This is a genomic window from Janthinobacterium sp. UMAB-60 (assembly GCF_900095235.1).
Lineage (GTDB): Bacteria > Pseudomonadota > Gammaproteobacteria > Burkholderiales > Burkholderiaceae_D > Janthinobacterium.
Map to the genome: position 1 here is coordinate 425136 of NZ_LT607483.1, position 20585 is coordinate 445720.

Genomic DNA, 20585 nt, shown 5'->3' on the forward strand with positions numbered 1-20585 from the left:
CGCGTGCGCAGCCAGCCGGCGATGTGCTCCACGCACTGCTGCAGCGCGTGGCGCGTGGCGCCCGGGCGGGCGGTCGCGATCAGTTCGCGCAGTTCGATCACGGAGTGGCCGATTTCCAGCAGGGTCAGGGCCTGGCGCACGACGGCGCGCGTGGCCTCGCCCGGCGCCGGTCCGGCCGCCGCATTGAGCTGGCTGAGCAAGTCGCGCACGCGGTTGTCGAAACGATGCTTGACTCTTCGCGCGGGCGCCGTGCACGCATGCAGCGCTTCGCGCCACAGGGCGCGGCCGATGTGGTCCTTGTGGCCCATCGTGTGCTCGGGCAGCAGCACGGCAAACACGAGGGCGGCCAGCATCAGGCCGACGATCAGCGCCATGCCCGTGTTCAAAAAGGCCGCGCCATCGACATGCATCACGTTCGTCGGCGCCATCTGCGTGATGAAGGTCGACACGCCCAGGCCCACGCCCAGCTTGGCGGGATTGGTCATCAGATACAGGCCGACGGCGAGGAACGGCGCAAAACTCAGTACCAGCATGGGGAAGCCGTCGCCGTGCACCAGCACGAAATACACGCAGACGAGCGATAGCGGCATGGCGATCAAAAAGCCCGTCAGCACTTGCCGGATCATCATGATGGGGCGCGGCGAGGACGAGGCCAGCGCGCAGAACACGGCCGCCATCAGCATCGCCGTGCTGGCGTAGGGCCAGGCCAGGAAGTAGGCGCCCAGCGCCAGCAGGGCCAGGCTGATGGCCGCGCGCGCGCCGCTGGCGATGACCAGCGCGGGCGGCGTCTTCGGCGCATACGCCTGCGGCGTGCTGACGTCGAGCGGCGTGTCATGCACGAGGCTGAAATACACTTCGTGAAAGCGGCTCATGTCGCGCGCGAAGCGCTCGAGCAACTCGCAGACGGTGTCGAAGTCGATGCGCTGCGCATGCACGATGGTCGCGCTATCGATGTCCGCGCGCGCCAGCGCCAGCGCCGCTTGCAGGTGCCGCTGCATGGTGTCGAGCGAGTCTTGCGAAGGCGTCGCTTGCAGCGCCTCGGCGACGATGGCGTACAGGGGCGCGCATGCCTGCATGACCTGGGTTTCGCCATCGCGCTGCAGGCGGTCGAACAGGCGGTGAAAGGTATAGAAGGTGGTCAGCGCCGTCATGAAGGTGGCGTTGAAGGCGTGCAGTTTGCGGTTTTGCGCGCGCACGTGACCCACTTTGCTGGTCACTTCGAACAGCGCGGCCGAGCGGCCCAGTTCCAGCGCCGCCACGTCGGCGGCAAACTGCAAATGCGTCAGTTCCACCTGCGCCGGCGTGAGCTTTTGCTGCAGCACGTCATGGCAAAAGGTGAGGAACTTGCCATAGCGCGCCTGCACCGAGCGCATCACCTGCGTGCCCTGGTGGCGCGGCAGCAGCACGCTGGAGACGACGGCCGAGCAGATGATGCCCAGGCCCACTTCGGCCACGCGCGTGACGGCCAGCGAGAACACCTGCATCGGCTGCTCGATGGCGGGCAGCACGATCATGCAGGCCGTGTAGCCGGCCAGCACGTACACATACGATTGCGCGTTGCGGTGCAGGGCCGAGCCGCTCGTGCACAGGCCCACCCACAGGGCCAGGCCGGCGAACAGCAGCACGGGCTGCTGCGGGAACAGGCCGATCAGGGTCAGCGCGGCCAGGCAGCCGAGCAGGGTGCCGCACAGGCGGTAAAAACTTTTTTCCAGCACCATGCCGCTGCTGGGCAGGGCCAGGATGATGGTGGTGGTCATCGCCGTGCTGGGCGAGTCGAGTCCCAGGCGGTAGGCCAGCCACAGCGCGCAGAACGCGGCGATGAGGGTCTTGCCGACGTAGATCCAGCGTTCGCCTTCCGTCGTGCGCCAGTCCTGCAGCGCCAGCGCCAGCCAGTGGGCCGCCCGGCTCAGGGGGCCATATGTAGGTGTTGTGGCTGGCGTCATCGATAGGCTATCAGTTCTGGTTGTTGAGATTATTCAGGTTGCGCAACTGGCGCACGTACAGCTTGTCGAGCACTTGCAGCTCTTCTTCCGTAAAACCCTCGTACAGGGCCGAGGTTTCCTGGTACACGTCGGGCAGCGCCGTTTCGATCAGGGCGCGGCCCTTGTCGGTCAGCGAGATCATCACCGAGCGGCGGTCGCCGGGGCGCGTGCCGCGGTGGATCAGGCCCCGCGTTTCCAGGTCGTTGCAGACGCGCGTCAGGTTGGCCGGCTTTTCATGGCACGCCATGCCCAGGGTGCAGGCGTTCGAGGTTTCGTCGTCCGTGCCGTACAGCACGGCCAGCACCATGTAGCTGGCATCGACCAGGTCGTGCTTTTTCAGCGCGGCATTGGTCAAGTCCTTCATGCCTTTTTGAATGTGGTACGTCATGCGCAACAGGCGCATCAGTTCCATGGGGAAGCCTGGCATGCGCGTGCGGATGTTTTGCAGCCGCTTGGAGGTGGCGTCAAAAGCGGTCATGGCATATTCCTTCATGTGTGAATAAAGTTCCGATTGTATCTTGTTGAGCTAGTGCAATACCAGGATTGCAAGCCTAGATGCCGCCTCCTAATGCATTCATCAAGGAAACGTACAGATCGAGTTCGCGCGCTCCATTTTGCGCCTGCTGCTGTTCTTCCGCCAGCAGCGCCACTTGCGTGTTGAGCATGGCGATGGCGTCGCTCATGCCCGCCTTGTAGGCCTTTTCCGCCAGGTCGCGCGCGCGCTGCGCCGTGGCCAGCGCCTGCACGGTCAACTGGTGCTGTTTGGCCAGCGACTGGGCGCGGGTGACGGCGTTGGCCACGTCCGACATGGCGTTGATGACGGTGGCGTTGTACTGTTCCACGGCGCCGTCGTACACGGCCGTCTGGCTGCCCAGCTGGGCGCGCAAACGGGCGCCGGCAAAGATGGGCAGGCTCAGCGCGGGCGAGATGCCGCGGATGTCCGAGTTGGCATCCAGAAAATGGCTGAAACCGAAGGCCTGGAAGCCGGCAAAGGCCACCAGGTTGACGTTCGGGTAGAACTCGGCCTTGGCGGCGTCGATGCGCTGTGCCGCCGCTTCGACTCGCCAGCGCTGGGCGGCGATGTCGGGACGGCGGCCGATCAGGTCGGCCGGCAGGGCGGCGGGAATGGCCAGCGGCTGGTCCAGGCGCAGCACGGGGCGCGTGAGCGCCGCACCGGCGGCCGGACCCTTGCCCGCCAGCGCGGCCAGCTGGTTGCGCAGCAGGGCCAGCGACTCGGCCGACTGTTCCAGCTGGCGGCGTCCCGCCGGCAAGGTGGTTTCGATCTGCGCCACGTCAATATCGGTGCCGATGCCGGCCGCCTTGCGCTGGCGCGTGATGTCGAGGATGCGGGCGCGCTGCGCCAGGCTGCGTTCGATCACGTCCTGCAGCTGGAATTCATACGACAGCTGGATGTAGGTGCGCACCAGCGCCGTTTCCAGGGCCAGGCGGGCCATCTGCGATTCGGCCGACGCCAGTTGCACGTCGCCCAGGGCGGCGGACAGGGCGGCGCGGTTGCGGCCCCACAGGTCCAGGTCGTACGAGGCCGTGACGGTGGCCTGGTTGCGCCAGGCGTAATTGCCGGCCAGCGGCGCTGGCGTGCTGCCGTGCTGCGAATACAGTTCGCGGTTGATGGAGACGGATGCGTCGGCCTGCGGGCGGGTCTTGTCTTCCGCCGCGCCGGCCAGCGCCTCGGCCTGGCGCACGCGCGCCTGGGCGCCGCGCAGGGTGGGACTGTCGGCCAGCGCCTGCTCCATCAGGCGGTTCAACTGGGGATCGTGCAAGTCTTGCCACCATTGCGCGCGCGGCCATTGTATGGCGGCGCTGGCGGCGGCATCCATGGCCTGGCTGGCCTGCAGTTTGTTGGCGTCGAGCATGGCCGATTGCGGCGCGATATGGCCCATGTCGGCGCAAGCGCTCAAGGCAAGGATCAGACTGGCGGCAAGCAAACGGCGGTGCAGGGACATGCAGGGACTCCGGGAGAGATATGTTGGGGGGGGCTGCTGGGGTATCACAGCTCGCCGCGGTGAGCTTCGGGAGTGGCCCGAGTGCTGCGCCGCAACTGAGATGTTTTGCTGATTGACTGAAACCGGCTGACTGGTTTCTTATTTCACGACGTGCTTGGTGGTTTGCGCGACATCAAAGTCCGCTTCCGTTTGCGGGATCAGGCCAGCCTTGCGGGCGGCGTAGAACTCGGCCATGACTTGCTCGCGCGTCACCTTGCTGGCGGCGGTGGCCGGCATTTTCGGGTAGTCGACTTCGCTGGTGGCGATTTCGCCGGCGTTGCGGGCACGGACGTATTCGGCCGTGACGTCGGCGCGTGTGAGTTGCTGGCTGGCAGCGGCAGGCACGGCGCTTTGGGCGAAAGCCGAGGTGGCGGTGGTGATGGCAAACAATGCTGCGATGAGTGATTTGGCTTGCATGATAAGACTCCAATATGTGCATGATGGCTGGGTGGATGGGCCGGATCGCCACGTACCGGTCGGTTCGGTGGCAAGGCGCTGGTGGGCGCCGTGCCGCCGATGAAGCAATTTCTGGATGAGAAGATGCTTACTTGAATTAACTATAGCAATGAATAGTACATTTGTGAAGTACTTTCTGAAAATAGTTGTGCGATGCCGCATTTCCCTCGGGGAAAATGCCGTGCAGGCGTGCGCCGCTGGTCAGGCCAGGGGAGTAAGCTGGTTTTTTTGTTAACGGGAGTCAGCCATGAGCAGCAGCACACTCGATCCGGACAATTTGCCCGTCACGCCCGACCGCGTGCTGGGCAGCGGCCATGGCAAGGGAGCGCTGGGGCCCAGCGACAGTTCCGACAGCGGCAGCGACATGCAGGGCGTGCCTGGCCAGGATGCGGAAGAGCTCGATAACGACAGCGATGCGGCCGGCACGGGCGAGCGGGCCGGCGTGGAGCCGCACACCGCGTCACCCGATGGCGGCGACATCGATGTCGACCATGTGGAAAGCCTGGCGCCCGTGCCGCCGGCAGAGGAGGGCGAAGGGGAATTGCCGCCACGAATTACCGCCCCTCCTGCGCCATCAGCGTAAAATGCAGGCAAGGCGGCGTGCGCGCCGCCATGGCCAGCCGGCCGGCACAGGATAGGATGTCAGAGGATGCAAACGCAGATGTCGGAAGAGAAAGAAAAAGACGTGATGTCGATGTACCGCGAGACGCGGCCGCGCGAGTTTTTTGGCGAAAAAAGTAATACCAATCACCTGGCCTGGAGTGTGTTGGTGGTGTTGCTGGCGCTGGCGTTCTGGCTCGTCGTGGCCCTGGCGGCGGCGGAGAACCAGCGCTATGCGCTGGAAACGAAGGCGTGCCAGGATCGCGTCTTCCCTGCGGAAATCGACACGTCTTGCCTGAAGCAGGTCAAGTCGCGCGATCACTGGTGGCAGCATGTGGGCCATGCACTGGTGCGCATGGGCGCCTGAGCCGGGCGTGAGCTGGCCGCCGCCGCGGCGATAGGGTTGATAGGGTGATGGAGCGATAGTGCGGGAGGTGCCATGCCACGCGATCACTCGCGCGAGCAGCCGCAATGGCTGCTGGCGCGCCACAGTGCCTTGACGGCGCGCCAGTTGCTGCGCGCCTATGGTTTGCTATGCCTGTTTTCTCTGGTCATTGCCGCCGCCTTTGCGCTGCGCGGTCTCTGGATCATTCCCGTCTTTTCGTTCGCCGAACTGGGCCTGGTGGCCATCGCCTTGCTGCATTACCTGCGCCATGCGCGCGACTATGAGCACATCGCCCTGCGCGACGGCGAGCTGATCATCGAACAGGTCAGCGCCGGCCACTGCCGGCGCCACCACTTTTCTCCGTGGCGCACGCGCATCGCTATGCCGCAAGGGCCGCGCCAGTTGATACACATCAAGGATAGCGGCGCTGGCGGCGCGCAGGTGGACGTGGGCGTGTACGCCACGCCCGAACGGCGCCGGCAGGTGGCGCAGGAATTGCTGGCCCTGCTGCCACCGCCCATGTCGCCGCCAGCGCCACTTTGAACGCCTTACACGGCCCGCGACGGGCCTTCCCACAGATTGATATGGCCTTCGCGCGCCTGTATGTCGATGGCGGCCAGCTCGTCGGCCGTGAACGACAATTGCTGCAGCGCTGCCACGTTTTCGCGGATTTGCGCGCTGCTGCTCGCGCCGATCAGGGTCGAGGTGACGCGCGGATCGCGCAGCACCCAGGCCAGCGCCATTTGCGCCAGCGTTTGCCCCCGCTGCGCGGCGATCTGGTTCAGCGCACGCACGCGGGCCAGGTTTTCCGCGCTCAGGTGTTTTTGCAGCAGCGAGCCGCCGCCAGGGCGGTTGACGCGCGCATCCTGCGGCACGCCGTCCAGGTATTTGTCGCTGAGCAGCCCCTGCGCCAGCGCCGTGAACGTGATGCAGCCCATGCCTTGCTCTTGCAGGGTATCGAGCAAGCCGTCTTCCTCGATCCAGCGGTTGAGCATGTTGTAGGCCGGCTGGTGGATCAGACACGGCACTTTCCACTCTTTCAGCAGGGCGGCCGCCTCGGCCGTCTTTTGCGGCGAATACGACGACAGGCCCACGTACAGGGCCTTGCCCTGCTGCACGGCGGTGGCCAGCGCGCCCATGGTTTCTTCCAGCGGCGTGTCGGCGTCGTAGCGGTGCGAGTAAAAGATGTCGACGTAATCGAGGCCCAGGCGCCGCAAGCTCTGGTCCAGGCTGGCCAGCACGTATTTGCGCGAGCCACCGCCCTGGCCGTACGGACCGGGCCACATGTCCCAGCCCGCCTTGGTGGAAATGATCAGTTCATCGCGGTACGGTAAAAAATCGTCGCGCAGCAATTTGCCGAAATTGCTTTCCGCGCTGCCATACGGCGGGCCGTAGTTATTCGCCAGGTCGAAATGCGTGATGCCCAGGTCAAACGCGGTGCGCAGCATGTCGCGCTGCGACGCCAGATTGTTGCTGTCGCCGAAGTTGTGCCAGAGGCCCAGCGACAGCAGCGGCAGTTTCAACCCGCTGCGCCCGCATGTGCGGTATTGCATGCTGTCGTAGCGGTTCTCGGCGGCGTGGTAGGTCATGGCATCTCCTTGTCAATGAATCGCCTATTTTGGCGCAAAATCAAGGTGTGCGTGCGTGCGCCTTGCGCGCGGCGGGACGCGCCTTACAATGGGCGTTCAGGAATCTCGCAAGGAGCGGACATGGAAATCGAATTGAAATTGTTGCTGGCGCCGCAAGACGTGCCCCGTCTGCGCGCCCACCCGCTGCTGGCGCAGACTGCGCAAGGTGAGGTGCAGGTGCTGCAGATGCACGATATCTATGTCGATACGCCCGATTTGCAGCTATGCCGCCACCATGCCGGCTTGCGCGTGCGCCAGGTGGACGGACACTGGGTGCAAACCCTGAAGGCGGGCGGCACGGTCAACGGCGGCTTGCACAGCCGCCACGAATGGGAGGGCGACGTGCCGGGGCCGCGGCCGGATCTCGCCGCGCTCGACTCGGCCATCGGCCGCAAGCAGCCGATCCGCGCGCTGCTGCGCCAGGACACTGTTCGCGACGCCTTGCAGCCCGTGTTTACCACGCGCATCGAGCGCACCGTATGGCAGCTGCGCACGCCACAGGGCGACCAGATCGAATGCGTGCTGGACCAGGGTGTCATTGAAAGCGGTGCGGACGGTGCCGATGGTGCCATACGCAGCGTGCCCGTCAGCGAGATCGAACTGGAATTGAAGCAAGGGCAAGCCGCCAGCCTGTTCGACGTGGCGCTGGCGCTGCTGCAGGAAGTGCCGCTGCAGCTGGGCCACATGAGCAAGGCGGAACGCGGTTACCGTCTCGCGGCGTCGCAGCCTCTGCAGGCGGTCAAGGCGCAGCCGCTGGCGCTGGACGCGGCGATGTCGGTGGAGCAGGTGTTCCTGGCCATCACCGGCAATTGCCTGGAGCAAGTCAGCGGCAACCAGGATGGCGTGGCGGCGGGCGAGGATGTGGAAAGCGTGCACCAGATGCGCGTGGGACTGCGCCGTCTGCGTTCGGCGCTGGGCATGTTCAAGTCCCTGCTGGCGCTGCCGGATGCCCTGAAGGGCGAACTCGACTGGCTGAGCGGCGCGTTGGGCGAGGCGCGCGACTGGGATGTGCTCGCTGGCAATACCCTGGCGCGGCTCGATGGCGAGGCGCAGGCCGATGCGGCGGCGCTGGCCGAGGCGGCGCACGCGCAGGCGCGCCTCAAGCACCAACAAGCGGCCCAGGCCGTTACCTCGGCGCGCTACACGGCTTGCATGCTGGGTGTGCAGCGCTGGCTGCAGGCGCGCGCCTGGCGCGACGGTTGCTCCATGCGCCAATTGCGGCGCCTGGACGCGCGCGTGTCGCCGTTTGCCCGTGCTACCCTGCGCAAGGACCAGCGCCGCCTGATGAAGCGCGGCAAGCGCCTGCTGCATGCCACGCCGCAGCAGCGCCACCAGGTGCGCATCGCCGCCAAGAAGACGCGGTATGCGACGGAATTTTTTGCCTCGCTGTTTGCGGGCCGGGCCGTGAAGCCCTATGTGGGGCGGCTGTCGGCGTTGCAGGATGAACTGGGCTGGCTCAACGATGTGCAGGTGGCCGACCGGCTGCTGCTGCAATTGCCCGAAGTTCAGACTGGCCAGGCCGACCAGGCCAACCAGTCCGCCCAGGACGGGCTGCGGCTGCACGCGGCCTTCATCCGCGGCTATCTGGCGGCGCGCGCGCAGGCGGAAGGCAGCGATGGCCGCATGCACAAGGCCTGGCGGCGCTTCAAGGCGGCCCGCTTGCCGGCCTGAGCCTGGTCTAGGCCAGCGGGCGTTGCAACTGGCGCTCGAGGATGGCCAGCGGCGACTTGTAGGGCGCGGCCATGGCGCGCACGGGCAGCAGCCAGGTTTGCTCCAGCGCATGCTGTCCCCGCAGGGCCGCGTGCGATACCGCGTCGCTGAAGACGATCCATGTCTGGCCCGGCGCGAACGCATGCGTTTGCTGCTCCACCTGCGCCTGGTAATTGAGATCGGCCTTCATGGCGTCGTGCAGCTGCAGCATGTAGTGATCGTAGGCCGTGCGCCGCGACTTCGTGATGCGCAGCCATTGCAGCAGCGCCGCCAGCACGGGTTGCGGACGCTTCGCGACGGGTAAGAAATGCCGCGCCACCTGCTCGAATGGCGCGCCCAGTTTCCACACGCGGGGAGCGTCGCGCGGGTGGATGTTGGTGAAGACGCGCAGGATGCGCCGGCCTTGCGTGGGTGCGGAGGGAAAGCTGTCGACATGCAGGCGCGTATCGTCCTTGCGCCAGGAGGTCGCCCGGCCGGCGATTTCCACGGGGCGAAAGCTGCCCTTGCCTTGCTGCAGATGGGGAGCATAGCCAGGCAGCAAGCCGGCCAGCAAGCGCTGCGTGTGCCCCGCATAGCGCTGCATCAGCGCGGCCAGCAGGGACGCATCGCAGGCATCGCCGTGGCCGCGCACGCCACGCGCCGCTTCCCAGCTGATGTTCTTGGCGCTGCTGGCGCTACCCACAGCGCCGTCGAGCAGGGCATGCTCGTCCTGTTGCAGGGGAAAGCCCAGAGCGGGCAGCAGCACGATTTGCCCGTCTTCGAGTGCCTGCAGCGCCGCCGCCTGCTGCGCCGCGCTGCCGCTGGCGTCCCAGTGGCGCAGGGGAATGTCGATGAGTTTGCTCATGGCGCAAACGGGAAAGAAATCGGAGCGGTCAGTATGGGTGCCTGCCGCCCGCTTGCGTTTGCGCTGGCGCAGACTTACATCACAGTTTGCTGTTCTGGCAGCCGCCACTCACGCATTCGCGCACGCGGTCTTGCAGGAATTGCGCGCGTTCGATGGTGGTCCGGGTGGCGCAATCGAGGTTGACATAGAAGTCCGATGCTTCGCGTTTGGAGCAGTTCTGGTTGCGGTTGCTGATCCACGCCAGCTGGCCCGATTTCAGCTTTTGCTTGCCGCCGGCATCGAGCTGGGAGCTCAGTTTTTTGTAGTTGGCGTTGAGTTCCTTGTCCGCTTCCTGGTACACCTTGTTCAGGCAATACAGGCCGTCGAAGTCGTTGCGCGGCGTGTCGCAGGCCGAGTTGGCGAAGGCGGAACCGGAGGCAAGGACGAGCAGGGCAAGCATGATTTTTTTCATTGTTTTCTTTCAGCAAGGGATGGCGGCGAGGCTGGCCGGCAAGCACGGGAGTGCGCTTGCGTATCTTATAACATCGCGCATGCGGATCTTGTTCGTCTGACCAGTGTGTGCTGCCCGCATGTACTTTCTGCTGAGACATAAAAAAAGCCCACGCTCGCAAGCGCAGGCTTTCTTCCAAGACACGTCACTGCGGCGCAGGCGTGTCCGGTTTACGTTGTCAGGAACCGCTTACGCGAAGTTCTTGGCAACGAATTCCCAGTTGACCAGGCCCCAGAACGTTTCCACGTACTTGGCGCGCAGGTTGCGGTAGTCGATGTAGTAAGCGTGTTCCCAGACGTCGCAGGTCAGCAGCGGCTTGTCGCCGGTGGTCAAAGGGCAGCCGGCGTTCGAGGTGTTGACGATGTCGACGGAACCGTCGGCTTTTTGCACCAGCCAGGTCCAGCCCGAACCGAAGTTGCCCACGCACGACTTGGTGAATTCTTCCTTGAACTTGTCGAACGACGACCATTTGGCGTTGATCGCGTCAGCCACGGCACCGGTAGGAGCGCCACCGCCGGCCGGCTTCATGCCGTTCCAGTAGAAGGTGTGGTTCCATACTTGCGCTGCATTGTTGAAGATGCCGCCCGACGATTTCTTGATGATGTCTTCCAGCGACAGGTTCTCGAACTCGGTACCCTTGATCAGGTTGTTCAAGTTGGTGACATACGCCTGGTGATGCTTGGCATAGTGGTATTCCAGGGTTTCTTTCGAAATATGCGGCGCCAGAGCGTCCATTTCATACGGCAGTGGTGGCAGAGTATGTTCCATGTGATGTCCCTTTATGGTGAGTGTTCGGAGTCTTCCGGCCTGGGCCGGAGGGTTGAGCCTTGCGTGCTTGAACCAAGCATTCTTGCTGAACGAGCCACTATTGTAAAGCGGATGCGCCATTGCTGCAGATTCCCACACGCGTCGCGGATGTCGTTGGCGTAGTGATTCTCGTTTAGCTTGAATCGGGTGGAAAAGTTCCCATCCGCAAGCCTTACCGGATGCGCCGCGTGGTTTCCCTGACGATCAGTTCCAGCGGCGGAATGGCCGCCTGCACGGCTTCGTTATTGATCAGTCCCAGCAGCGCTTCGGTGGCGATGCGGCCGATGTCGTACAGGGGCTGGTGGATGGTCGTCAGCGGCGGCGTCGTGTAGGACGAGCCGGGCAAGTCATCGAAACCGACGAGCGAGATGTCGTCGGGCACGCGGATGCCCTTGCGGTACAAACACAGGCGCACGCCGTAGGCGGACAGGTCGTTGGCGGCGAAGACGGCGCTGAATTGCTGCTGCGTATCAAATAAATGGTTCATGGCCAGCATCCCGCTGGCTTCGTGGAAATCACCTTCCACCATCAGCTTCGGATCGATGGCGATGTCCGCTTCGCGCAGCGCGCGCTGGTAGCCGGTCAGCCGTTCGGCCGCATCCGTGTTGTTGGCGGGGCCGGCAACAAACGCGATGCGGCGGTGGCCCAGTTCCACCAGGTGGCGCACGGCCAGGTAGGCACCGTATTCGTTGTCGAGCTTGAAGCCGATGGCGTTTTTCGTCGCCAGCAGGCGGCCCGTCGAGACGATGGGCCGTTGCTGCGAAAAATCGAGCACGCTCTGGTCCGAGATGCGCCCGGACAGCAGGATGATGCCGTCGACCTTCCTCGCCAGCAACAGGCGGATGCGGTCGGCCTCTTCCTGCGCATTCCAGTGCCCGCTGACGATCACGGACGCGTAGCCCGTGTCTTTCAAGCCATCGTCCACGCCGCGCAGGCTTTCGTCGAAGAAGGGGCTGGAAATATCCTGCACCACGATGCCGATGGTCATCGAGCGTCCCTTCTTCAAGCCTTGCGCCATCTGGTTCGGCGCAAATTTCATGTGCGCAATCGCCGCCAACACGGCGTCGCGCTTGTCGTCGGACACCCTGGCCGTGCCGTTCAGGATGCGCGAGACTGTGCTGGGCGACACGCCGGCCTGACGGGCCACGTCGAGCAGGGTGGAGGGGGGAGCAGCGTGGGCGCTATCGTTCAAGGTGATTCCTGGGTATCAAGATGGCTGGTTGTCAGTGCTCTGAAAACCTTTTCATCGAAAGGTTACCATAAATGCCCACGGGCCCGTAGGTCGGGTTAGCCCTGCGGGCGTAACCCGACATATTGTTGGCCGTGCACGTCGGATTACGCGCTTGCGCGCTAACCCGACCTACGCTTGAAAACGTTTTCACAAAAAACAACGGCGGCTCAAATGACGAATTTTTGCACTTTTTCATAGGAGAACCCGCGCCACGGCGTGCAGTTTTCCACGCCACCCTCAATAAAAATGACAACTTTTTCGGTTGACTTGATTTTCTTTGCGGTGTTAAATGGACACATGTTGTGAAAACGTTTTCAAGATAGAAGACGCTCAATAAACGGAGATGAAATAATGAAGTCAAGCATCCTTGGCGCCGCCCCCCTGGCCGCGCTGACCCTGGCCGCTGGCGTGGCCGCCGCCCCTGTCGCGCCGCCTTTGCCGGCGCTGGCCCCGGCGACCATCACTGTCGCCTCGTTCCCCGACCTGGACCGCGCCGTCAAGACGGCCTTGCCCCTGTGGGAAAAGCTGTATCCGCAAGTAAAGGTCAAGCTGGTCAGCCTGCAGATCGACGACCACCATAACTCGATGACGACGGCGCTGGCGGCCGGCGCGCGCCTGCCCGACGTGATGGCCATCGACTTCCGCTACGTGGGCAGCTTCGCCGAGTCGAAGGGCATGGAAGACTTGCTGCAGCCGCCTTACGGGGCAGGGCAGTACCGCGCCCGGTTCGTGCCGTTCACCTTCGTCCAGGCCACCAGTTCGCGCGGCACCCTGGGCGCCATGCCGGCCGATCTGGGGCCGGGCACCCTGTTTTACCGCAAGGACTTGATGGACAAGGCGGGCATCAAGGAAAGCGATCTGACGGCTTCGTGGGAGTCCTACATCGCCGCCGGCAAGAAGCTCAAGGCGGCAACGGGCACCTATCTGCTGGCCGGCGCCAGCGACCTGGCCGACATCGTTATCCGCGCCAATTTGAAAGATGGCGAAGGCATTTACTTTGGCGACAAGGGGCAGGTGCTGGTCGACTCGCCCCGTTTCGTCAAGGCGTTCGAACTGGCCAAGGCGGCCAGGATCGCTGGCATCGATGCGCGCACCGTGGCCTGGACGGGCGAGTGGGCCGAAGGTTTTAAACGCGACAAGGTGGCCAGCCAGATGATGGGTTCCTGGCTCAGCGGCCACCTGGCCAAGTGGCTGGCGCCGGCTTCCTCCGGCCAGTGGCGCGCGGCGAACCTGCCGGCCGGCGCGCTGGCGTCGTACGGCGGCTCCTTCTACGGCATCCCGAAAAAGGCCGCGAATAAACCCCAGGCCTGGGAATTCATCAAGTTCATGACCGTGAACAAGGATATCCAGCTGCACTCGCTGAAAGAGATCGGCGCCTTCCCTGCATTGACGGCGGCGTATGCGGACCCGATGATGGACGAGCCGCAAGCGTACTTCGGCGGCCAGAAGACGCGCCTGCTGGCGCGCGACACGGCGGCGAAGATTCCCGTCATCCGCGTCGACAAGTTCGACGCCGTGGCGCGCGACATCGTCAACATGGAACTGGAAAGCGTGCTGGCGCAAAACAAGGATATCAAGACGGCGCTGGCCGACGCCAAGGCCCTGATCACCCACCGCGCGCGGCGCTAGGAAGCGGCATGAATACGACCATGCAATGCGCCGAAACCGGGTCCATCCCGGCGCGGCCCGCCAAAAAACGCTTCAACATGAAACAGTGGGCGCCGTATATTTTCATCAGCCCCTTCTTCATCCTGTTCGCCGTCTTCAGCCTGTTCCCGCTGCTGTTTTCCATCTATTTGTCGTTCAACCAGTGGGAAGCGGCCAGCGGCGTGGAAGCCATGCAGTGGGTGGGGCTGGACAACTACAAGTATGCCTTGAGCGACCCGTGGTTTTTGCGCTCGCTGGGCAATACCGTCTGGCTGGCACTGGCCTCGGGCGTGCCGCAGCACCTGGTGGCCATCCCGCTGGCGGCCTTCATCCACAACAGCTTCAAGCGCTCGCGCAACCTGGTGATCGGCATTTACTTTTTACCGTTCATCACCTCCAGCGTGGCTATCGCCATGGTCTTCAACACCCTGTTCTCGCGCGACTATGGCCAGATCAATGTGCTGATCCAATGGTGCGCCGGCCTGCCGCTAATAGGCGGCTTGTTCCCCGCCGAATCGATCGACTGGCTGGGCAGCTCGCTGTTCATCAAGCCGGCCGTCGCCTTCGTCATCTTCTGGCGCTACCTGGGCTGGAACCTGGTGCTGTACCTGTCCGCGCTGCAGGTCATCCCCAAGGATTTATATGAAGCGGCCACCATCGACGGCGCCTCGAAACGCCAGCAATTCTGGTACATCACCCTGCCGCAGCTGCGCCCCATGATCTATCTGGCCGTGACACTCACCATCATGGGCAATCTGCAGCTGTTCGAGGAACCGTTCGTGCTGGTGGCCGAATCGAGCGGCGTGAGCCAGTCGGTGATGACGACGGCCATCTTCGTGTACAAGACGGCGTTTTCCTCGGGTGACTTCGGCACGGCATCGGCCATTTCCTGGCTGCTGTTCCTCATCATCGCCAGCACCACCTGGGTGAACAACCGCATCTTCAGCCGCAACGAGCGTAGGGAGGCAAAATGAAAACTACCCGCTGGACGGCCTATGCCATGGTGGCCATCGGCGCCCTGATCATGGTCGCGCCGTTCTACTTCATGTTCGTCTTCGCCACGCACACGAGCGCCGAGATCTACAGCCTGCCGCCGCCGCGCTGGTTCGGCACGGCCCTGCTGCACAACCTGGAATTGCTGCAGGAGCGCCTGCCGTTCTGGCGCAATATCGGCATCAGCCTGTACGTGGCCCTGATGACCACGGCCCTGACCTTGTTCTTTTGCTCGCTGGGCGGCTATGCGTTCGCCATGTACGAGTTCCGCTTCAAGCGGCCCCTGTTCACCCTGGTGATGGCGTCGATGATCATCCCGTCCTTCATGAACATGATTCCCACCTTCATGCTGATGGATTTCCTCGGATGGCTGGACCAGCCGCGCGCCCTGTACGTGCCGGGAGCGGCCGGCGCGCTGGGTATTTTCCTCATGCGCCAGTACATCGGCACGGCCATTCCGAGGGACTTGATCGAGGCGGCGCGCATCGACGGCTGCGGTGAATTCGCCATCTACTGGAGAGTCGTGCTGCCGCTGATCGGTCCCGCCATGGGTACCCTGGGCCTGATCACCTTCATCAACTCGTGGAACAATTTCATCACGCCGCTGGTCGTCATGCGCTCGGTCGAGAACTACACGATCCCGCTGGCCCTGCGCAGCATGCAGGCGCCGAACAACACGGAGTGGGGCGCGCTGATGACGGGCGCCGCGATTGCCGTGCTGCCGCTGCTGCTGATGTTTTTTGTCGCCTCGAAGCGCCTCATCGAAGGCTTGACCCAGGGCGCCGTCAAAGGCTGATCCACACATTTATCTCAACCCCTCACACTGACATGACCACCATGCATAACGACGATACTGACATTAACTTTCCCGCCACCTTCACCTGGGGCGTGGCCACCAGCGCTTACCAGATCGAGGGCGCCGCCGCCATCGACGGCCGCGGCCCGTCCATCTGGGACACCTTCAGCCACACGGACGGCAAGATCATCGATGGCAGCAATGGCGACGTGGCCTGCGACCACTATCACCGCTACGTCGAGGACGTGGAGCTGATCGCCAGCCTGGGCGTGAACGCCTACCGTTTTTCCATGTCCTGGTCGAGGGTGCAACCGACGGGTTCCGGCGCCTGGAACGAGGCCGGCTTCGACTTTTATGCGCGCCTGCTCGACGCGCTGGCCGCCAAGGGACTCGATGCCCATCTGACCCTGTACCACTGGGACTTGCCGCAAGCCTTGCAGGACGAGGGCGGCTGGCTCAATCGCGCCACCTGCTACCACTTCGCCGTCTACGCGGCCGAGGTGGCGCGCCGCTTCGGCCACCAGGTCGCCAGCATCGCCACGCACAATGAACCGTGGTGCACGGCCGTGCTGGGCCACGGCACGGGCCAGTTCGCGCCCGGCATGGCCGATCCGGCCGCCGCCGTGCAAGTGTCGCACCACTTGCTGCTGTCGCACGGCCTGGCCATGCAGGCGATGCGCGCCGTGAATGTGCCGGCGAAACTGGGCATCGTGCTCAATCAATGGACGGCCACGCCGGCCACCGACAGCGCGCAAGACCGCGAGCTGGCCGAACTCGAATATGCGCGTTCGGTGCAGTGGTATATGGACGCCATCTTCAAGGGTCGCTACCCGGCGCTGGCCCTGAAACACCCAGATGCTTCTGCTTTGGCTATCTTTGAAAACGATTTCATAGATATCAAGCAGCCCATCGATTTCCTCGGCGTGAACTACTACACGCGTGCTTTCATGAGCGCCGAGACGCCGCCGCGCAAGCCCGAATGCAAGCTCGGTGTCAACGACATGGGCTGGGAAACCTATCCGCAAGGCTTGACGGAGCTGCTGGTGGGCCTGCACCGCGAATACCGGCTGCCGCCCGTCTACATCACGGAAAACGGCATGGCCGTCGCCGACAAGCCCGTCGACGGCAAGATCCACGACGAGCCGCGCATCGAATATGTGCAGCTGCATCTGGACGCCTTGCGCGCCGTGATCGCGCAGGGCATCGACGTGCGCGGTTATTTCTATTGGAGCCTGATGGACAACTTCGAGTGGAACTCGGGCTACGCCAAGCGCTTCGGCATGCTGTACGTCGATTACGCCACGCAGCAGCGCAGCTTCAAGGACAGCGCCCTGTGGTACCGCGATTTTATTATCGCCCAGCGTGCGTCCCATGCCGTTGCCCTGGTCGGGGAGCACTGAGATGGCCGCCATTTCCCTGCGCGGCATCCGCAAGACCTACGGCGACGGCCCGGAAATCGTCAAGGGCCTGGACCTCGATATCCATGACGGCGAATTCATGGTCTTCGTGGGACCGTCCGGCTGCGGCAAGTCGACCCTGCTGCGCATGATCGCGGGACTGGAAGACATCAGCGCGGGCCAGCTGCGCATCGGCGACCTGCTGGCCAACGACGTGGCGCCGGCCGAACGGGGCATCGCCATGGTCTTCCAGAGCTACGCCCTGTATCCGCACATGACGGCGCGCGACAACATGGGCTTTGCCTTGAAACTGGCCGGCAAGCCGGAGGCTGAAGTGCGCGCCGCCGTCGGCAAGGTGGCGGAGATTTTGCAGATCACGCACCTGCTCGACCGCAAACCCAAGGCCTTGTCGGGCGGCGAGCGCCAGCGCGTGGCCATCGGCCGCTCCATCGTGCGCCAGCCCAAGGTGTTTTTGTTTGACGAGCCGCTGTCCAACCTCGACGCCTCGCTGCGCGTGCAGACGCGCATCGAGCTGGCCAAGCTGCACCAGGAACTGGGCACCACCATGATCTATGTCACCCACGACCAGGTCGAAGCCATGACCCTCGGCGACCGGGTCGCCGTCTTCCACGGCGGCCACCTGGAGCAGGTGGGCGCGCCTTTGGCCCTGTACCGCCATCCGGCCAGCCAGTTCGTGGCCGGCTTCATCGGCGCGCTGCGCATGAACTTTTTGCCGTGCGCCGCCGTCCCGGCCCTGGCTGGCCAGCTCGGCGGCGCGGCGGGCATGCTGGTCGGCATACGCCCGGAGCACCTGCGCCTGGTGCCGCACAGCGAGGGCTATGGCGCCACGGTCACCCTGATCGAGCAGTTGGGCGATGCGCAAATCATTCACGCGACGCTCGACAGTCGCATCGACGGCGGCCCGCACGCGGTGGCCATCAAGCTGCACGGCGAGGCGCGCCATGCGCTGGCGCAGGGCAGCGCCATCGGCTTCGCACCTGAAGAAGGCCATGCCTTTTTATTCGACACGGCCGGGCGCGCCGTGGCTACCCATAGACCCCGCACGGAGGCGACATGACTTCAGATTGACACCCAAAAAATGTGCAGCAATAGCCAAAGAGCTATGTGATCATCATTCAACCAGCGGTACAGGAGACAACAACAATGCAGCAGCTCAAACGCAACACCATCGCCCTCAGCCTGGCGCATGCGACCTTCGCCCAGTTCATTTTGCTGGGCAGCGGCGCCGCGCTGGCACAGGACACAGCAGCCACTGACGCGGCAAAACCGGCCGCCGAGCAGATGGACCGCATCGTCGTCACGGCCACGCGCCGCAACACCTTCGTGCAGGAGACGCCGCTGGCCGTCACCGCCTTCAACCAGGACACCCTGCAAAACAATCAAGTGAAAGATCTGGCCTCGCTGGCCACCATGGTGCCCAGCCTCGTCGTCGAGCAGCATGGCGATTCGGGCGGCGTGCACGTCTACATGCGCGGCGTCGGCTCGGCCAATCACACGGAGCTGGGCGACCCGGCCGTCGCCTTCTATGTCGACGGCGTGTATTCGCCGCGGCCCCAGGGCGCCACGGCGCTGATGTATGACTTGAGTCACGTCGAGGTGGCGCGTGGTCCGCAAGGCACGCTGAATGGCCGCAATTCGACGGCGGGCGCCGTCAACCTCGTGTCGGCCGCGCCGAGCACGGCCAAGTTCATGGGCTCGGCCGGCATCACGGTGGGCGACTACCGCCATTTGCAGACGCAGGGCATGCTCAATATTCCGTTTTCCGATGACGTGGCGCTGCGCATCGCCGCCATCAAGGACAGCCATGACGGCACGGTGGATTTCCGCCGCGGCTCGAACGTCATGCCGGGCACGGCCAAGTATGGCGCCGGCGACCAGATGGGCGTGCGCGCCTCCTTGCTGTGGAAGTTCACGCCGCAGCTGCGCGGCACCTTCATCGCCGATTACTTCCTCGACCAGGGCGCGGGCAACGTCTACCTGGCGGCCGAACCGAAGCCGGGCGAGAAGCTGCGCTCGGCCCTGATCGACACGCCGGGCACGCTGGACCAGTCGATATTGACCTACAAGGGCAAGCTCAATTACAAGCCGACGGAGGCGCTGGACTTCACTTACCTGGGCAGCTGGAGCCGCTACAAGCGCCAGAACAGCAACGATGCCGATGCGGGCTTGTTCCCCGGCTTCAAGTCGGAAAACCGCACCGACTGGGCGCAGTTCGACAGCTATTCGCACGAGCTGCAGGCCCGTTCGGACGACGATGCGCCGTTCCAGTGGGTGGCCGGCCTGTTCCTCTTCAATGAAAAGAACAAGGTGCGCTTCGATATCGACCGCAGCCAGATTTCGCAGGCGGCCGTGCAGCAGGATATCGCCAACGGCGCCGTGATCTTCGTGCAGCCCACCGTGGGCCAGTATGCCTCGGCCATGTCCTTCATCCAGGGCGACCGCCAGCTCAAATCAAAGGCCGTGTTCGGCCAGGTCAGCCAGCAAGTCACCGATCAAATCAAGCTGACGGCCGGCGCGCGCTACACGCAGGACCATAAATTCGATATCGGCGGCCAGAACTGGGCCTGCCCGAACTGGCCCGCGAACACGCCGCTGGGCACCACGGTCCTCACTGCCGACCAGCTGCGCCAGCTGGTCACGCCCGGCACGGGCCTGGCCAATACGCACAATATCGGACCAGGCGGTGCCATCACGGCCGCCGCCTGCGGCAATACGCCGGGCGACAATACGGCCGACCTGAAATACGGCCAGGCCACCTGGCTGGGCCGCATCGAGTACAAGCTGCGCCCCGACATTTTGCTGTTCGGTTCCGTGACGACGGGCTTCCATTCGCCGGCCATCGGCGACGGCGGCGCCACCACCAAGCCGGAAAAGCTGACCAGCTATGAAATCGGCTTCAAGTCGGACTTGCTGAACCGCGAATTGACGCTGAACCTCGATGCCTTCCTGATGAAGTACAAGGACAAGCTCGAATCGCAGGTGGTCAACAGCGTGCTGGCCAACTTCAATGCGGCCGGCGCCACCGTCAAGGGCCTGGAAGCGGAATGGGTGTGGCGGCCAACGAAGGTCGACCGCCTGACTGGCAACGCCACCTGGCTGAAAGCCGTGTACGATGATTTCATGTCGTGCGACGTCGATGCGGCGCGCGCGAATGGCCAGTCCTGCGGCTCGACGGCGCCTCTGGTGAACGTGGGCGGCAGCACCATGAAGCATGCGCCGAAGTTTTCCACGACCGTCCAGTACGAGCATGATTTCGCCGTCGCCGGCGGCCAGCTGACGCCGCGCGCCTCGGTGCACTATGAAACCATGTCGTACGTGGGCGCGGGCGCGTTCAACGGCGACGTGCCGGGCCACGCGGGCGTCAAGCGCCAGGAAGCCTACACGACCCTGGACCTGAGCCTGCGCTTCCAGCCGGCCAACAAGGCGTACACGGTGGAAGCGTTCGTGCAGAACGCCACGGACAAGGCGGTCAAGCTGGACGTCAATGAAATCTGCACGGACGTGGGCATGCCATGCCAGCCGACGCAGCAGATCTACGGCGCCTTCTACAACGCGCCGCGCACGGTGGGCGCGCGCGTGTCGATGAAGTTCTGAT

19 protein-coding genes are annotated in these 20585 nt (G+C 64.1%); 10 read left to right on the forward strand and 9 right to left on the reverse strand.

Features of this window, described 5'->3' with window-relative positions; genetic code table 11:
• From K0F86_RS05265 to K0F86_RS05280, 4 genes are all read right to left on the reverse strand, one after another.
• Window positions 1-1943: FUSC family protein (locus K0F86_RS05265; RefSeq protein ID WP_257571992.1), on the reverse strand; the 1943-nt coding region annotated here is incomplete at its 3' end.
• A gap of 10 nt (window positions 1944-1953) precedes the next feature.
• Entirely contained in the window at window positions 1954-2460 is a 507-nt protein-coding gene (locus K0F86_RS05270) for a MarR family winged helix-turn-helix transcriptional regulator (RefSeq protein ID WP_152259113.1), read from the reverse strand.
• 73 nt (window positions 2461-2533) lie between these two features.
• The gene (locus tag K0F86_RS05275) at window positions 2534-3946 is read right to left on the reverse strand and encodes an efflux transporter outer membrane subunit (protein WP_219133304.1); all 1413 of its coding nucleotides are present in this window, start codon (window positions 3944-3946) and stop codon (window positions 2534-2536) included.
• A 138-nt stretch (window positions 3947-4084) separates the two neighbouring features.
• The gene (locus K0F86_RS05280) at window positions 4085-4402 is read right to left on the reverse strand and encodes a DUF4148 domain-containing protein (RefSeq protein WP_219133306.1); all 318 of its coding nucleotides are present in this window, start codon (window positions 4400-4402) and stop codon (window positions 4085-4087) included.
• A gap of 286 nt (window positions 4403-4688) precedes the next feature.
• On the opposite strand from K0F86_RS05280, the gene K0F86_RS05285 reads away from it, so the two are divergent.
• From K0F86_RS05285 to K0F86_RS05295, 3 genes are all read left to right on the forward strand, one after another.
• Window positions 4689-5024 (forward strand): hypothetical protein, encoded by a 336-nt coding sequence (locus tag K0F86_RS05285; RefSeq protein WP_219133308.1) that lies wholly within the window; start codon window positions 4689-4691, stop codon window positions 5022-5024.
• A 66-nt stretch (window positions 5025-5090) separates the two neighbouring features.
• Complete coding sequence (locus K0F86_RS05290) at window positions 5091-5408, forward strand: hypothetical protein (protein ID WP_219133310.1); 318 nt, start codon at window positions 5091-5093, stop codon at window positions 5406-5408.
• A gap of 72 nt (window positions 5409-5480) precedes the next feature.
• Window positions 5481-5969, forward strand: a complete 489-nt coding sequence (locus K0F86_RS05295; RefSeq protein WP_219133312.1) for a DUF2244 domain-containing protein — start codon at window positions 5481-5483, stop codon at window positions 5967-5969.
• A 5-nt stretch (window positions 5970-5974) separates the two neighbouring features.
• Here the strand turns inward: K0F86_RS05295 and mgrA are convergent, their stop codons facing one another.
• Complete coding sequence (mgrA, locus tag K0F86_RS05300) at window positions 5975-7015, reverse strand: L-glyceraldehyde 3-phosphate reductase (RefSeq protein ID WP_219133313.1); 1041 nt, start codon at window positions 7013-7015, stop codon at window positions 5975-5977.
• Window positions 7016-7135: 120 nt separating this feature from the next.
• Here mgrA and K0F86_RS05305 point away from each other — a divergent pair, with 120 nt between their 5' ends.
• Window positions 7136-8725 (forward strand): CYTH and CHAD domain-containing protein, encoded by a 1590-nt coding sequence (locus K0F86_RS05305; protein ID WP_219133315.1) that lies wholly within the window; start codon window positions 7136-7138, stop codon window positions 8723-8725.
• A gap of 7 nt (window positions 8726-8732) precedes the next feature.
• On the opposite strand, the gene K0F86_RS05310 is transcribed toward K0F86_RS05305, so the two are convergent.
• The 4 genes from K0F86_RS05310 to K0F86_RS05325 all read right to left on the reverse strand — a co-directional run bounded on the left by K0F86_RS05310 (window position 8733) and on the right by K0F86_RS05325 (window position 12097).
• The gene (locus K0F86_RS05310; protein WP_219133317.1) at window positions 8733-9608 is read right to left on the reverse strand and encodes a Kdo hydroxylase family protein; all 876 of its coding nucleotides are present in this window, start codon (window positions 9606-9608) and stop codon (window positions 8733-8735) included.
• Between the two features lie 79 nt (window positions 9609-9687).
• A complete protein-coding gene (locus tag K0F86_RS05315) occupies window positions 9688-10059 on the reverse strand; it encodes a lysozyme inhibitor LprI family protein (protein ID WP_219133319.1) in 372 nt (123 codons plus the stop codon).
• Between the two features lie 228 nt (window positions 10060-10287).
• Window positions 10288-10866 carry a superoxide dismutase gene (locus tag K0F86_RS05320; RefSeq protein WP_096234329.1) on the reverse strand — a complete coding sequence of 193 codons (579 nt, stop codon included), beginning with the start codon at window positions 10864-10866 and terminating at the stop codon, window positions 10288-10290.
• A 211-nt stretch (window positions 10867-11077) separates the two neighbouring features.
• Complete coding sequence (locus K0F86_RS05325; protein WP_219133321.1) at window positions 11078-12097, reverse strand: LacI family DNA-binding transcriptional regulator; 1020 nt, start codon at window positions 12095-12097, stop codon at window positions 11078-11080.
• A gap of 390 nt (window positions 12098-12487) precedes the next feature.
• Between K0F86_RS05325 and K0F86_RS05330 the strand changes: the two genes are divergently transcribed.
• The 6 genes from K0F86_RS05330 to K0F86_RS05355 all read left to right on the forward strand — a co-directional run bounded on the left by K0F86_RS05330 (window position 12488) and on the right by K0F86_RS05355 (window position 20584).
• Window positions 12488-13765, forward strand: coding sequence for an ABC transporter substrate-binding protein (locus K0F86_RS05330; RefSeq protein WP_219133323.1), 1278 nt, complete (start codon window positions 12488-12490; stop codon window positions 13763-13765).
• Window positions 13766-13773: 8 nt separating this feature from the next.
• A complete protein-coding gene (locus tag K0F86_RS05335) occupies window positions 13774-14757 on the forward strand; it encodes a carbohydrate ABC transporter permease (protein ID WP_257571993.1) in 984 nt (327 codons plus the stop codon).
• Window positions 14754-15572 carry a carbohydrate ABC transporter permease gene (locus K0F86_RS05340; protein ID WP_219133324.1) on the forward strand — a complete coding sequence of 273 codons (819 nt, stop codon included), beginning with the start codon at window positions 14754-14756 and terminating at the stop codon, window positions 15570-15572. The genes K0F86_RS05335 and K0F86_RS05340 overlap by 4 nt, the downstream gene beginning before the upstream one ends.
• Window positions 15573-15604: 32 nt before the next feature.
• On the forward strand, window positions 15605-16972 hold the full coding sequence (locus K0F86_RS05345) for a GH1 family beta-glucosidase (RefSeq protein WP_219133326.1): 1368 nt from the start codon (window positions 15605-15607) through the stop codon (window positions 16970-16972).
• A 1-nt stretch (window position 16973) separates the two neighbouring features.
• Entirely contained in the window at window positions 16974-18047 is a 1074-nt protein-coding gene (locus tag K0F86_RS05350; protein ID WP_219133328.1) for an ABC transporter ATP-binding protein, read from the forward strand.
• 86 nt (window positions 18048-18133) lie between these two features.
• Window positions 18134-20584, forward strand: a complete 2451-nt coding sequence (locus K0F86_RS05355; RefSeq protein WP_219133330.1) for a TonB-dependent receptor — start codon at window positions 18134-18136, stop codon at window positions 20582-20584.
• Window position 20585: the final 1 nt, after the last annotated feature.

Coding starts and splice junctions, on each gene's coding strand:
- K0F86_RS05270 (WP_152259113.1), bottom strand. CDS start 2,460: ATGACCGCTTTTGACGCCACCTCCAAGCGGCTGCAAAACATCCGCACG.
- K0F86_RS05275 (WP_219133304.1), bottom strand. CDS start 3,946: ATGTCCCTGCACCGCCGTTTGCTTGCCGCCAGTCTGATCCTTGCCTTG.
- K0F86_RS05280 (WP_219133306.1), bottom strand. CDS start 4,402: ATGCAAGCCAAATCACTCATCGCAGCATTGTTTGCCATCACCACCGCC.
- K0F86_RS05285 (WP_219133308.1), top strand. CDS start 4,689: ATGAGCAGCAGCACACTCGATCCGGACAATTTGCCCGTCACGCCCGAC.
- K0F86_RS05290 (WP_219133310.1), top strand. CDS start 5,091: ATGCAAACGCAGATGTCGGAAGAGAAAGAAAAAGACGTGATGTCGATG.
- K0F86_RS05295 (WP_219133312.1), top strand. CDS start 5,481: ATGCCACGCGATCACTCGCGCGAGCAGCCGCAATGGCTGCTGGCGCGC.
- mgrA (WP_219133313.1), bottom strand. CDS start 7,015: ATGACCTACCACGCCGCCGAGAACCGCTACGACAGCATGCAATACCGC.
- K0F86_RS05305 (WP_219133315.1), top strand. CDS start 7,136: ATGGAAATCGAATTGAAATTGTTGCTGGCGCCGCAAGACGTGCCCCGT.
- K0F86_RS05310 (WP_219133317.1), bottom strand. CDS start 9,608: ATGAGCAAACTCATCGACATTCCCCTGCGCCACTGGGACGCCAGCGGC.
- K0F86_RS05315 (WP_219133319.1), bottom strand. CDS start 10,059: ATGAAAAAAATCATGCTTGCCCTGCTCGTCCTTGCCTCCGGTTCCGCC.
- K0F86_RS05320 (WP_096234329.1), bottom strand. CDS start 10,866: ATGGAACATACTCTGCCACCACTGCCGTATGAAATGGACGCTCTGGCG.
- K0F86_RS05330 (WP_219133323.1), top strand. CDS start 12,488: ATGAAGTCAAGCATCCTTGGCGCCGCCCCCCTGGCCGCGCTGACCCTG.
- K0F86_RS05335 (WP_257571993.1), top strand. CDS start 13,774: ATGAATACGACCATGCAATGCGCCGAAACCGGGTCCATCCCGGCGCGG.
- K0F86_RS05340 (WP_219133324.1), top strand. CDS start 14,754: ATGAAAACTACCCGCTGGACGGCCTATGCCATGGTGGCCATCGGCGCC.
- K0F86_RS05345 (WP_219133326.1), top strand. CDS start 15,605: ATGACCACCATGCATAACGACGATACTGACATTAACTTTCCCGCCACC.
- K0F86_RS05350 (WP_219133328.1), top strand. CDS start 16,974: ATGGCCGCCATTTCCCTGCGCGGCATCCGCAAGACCTACGGCGACGGC.
- K0F86_RS05355 (WP_219133330.1), top strand. CDS start 18,134: ATGCAGCAGCTCAAACGCAACACCATCGCCCTCAGCCTGGCGCATGCG.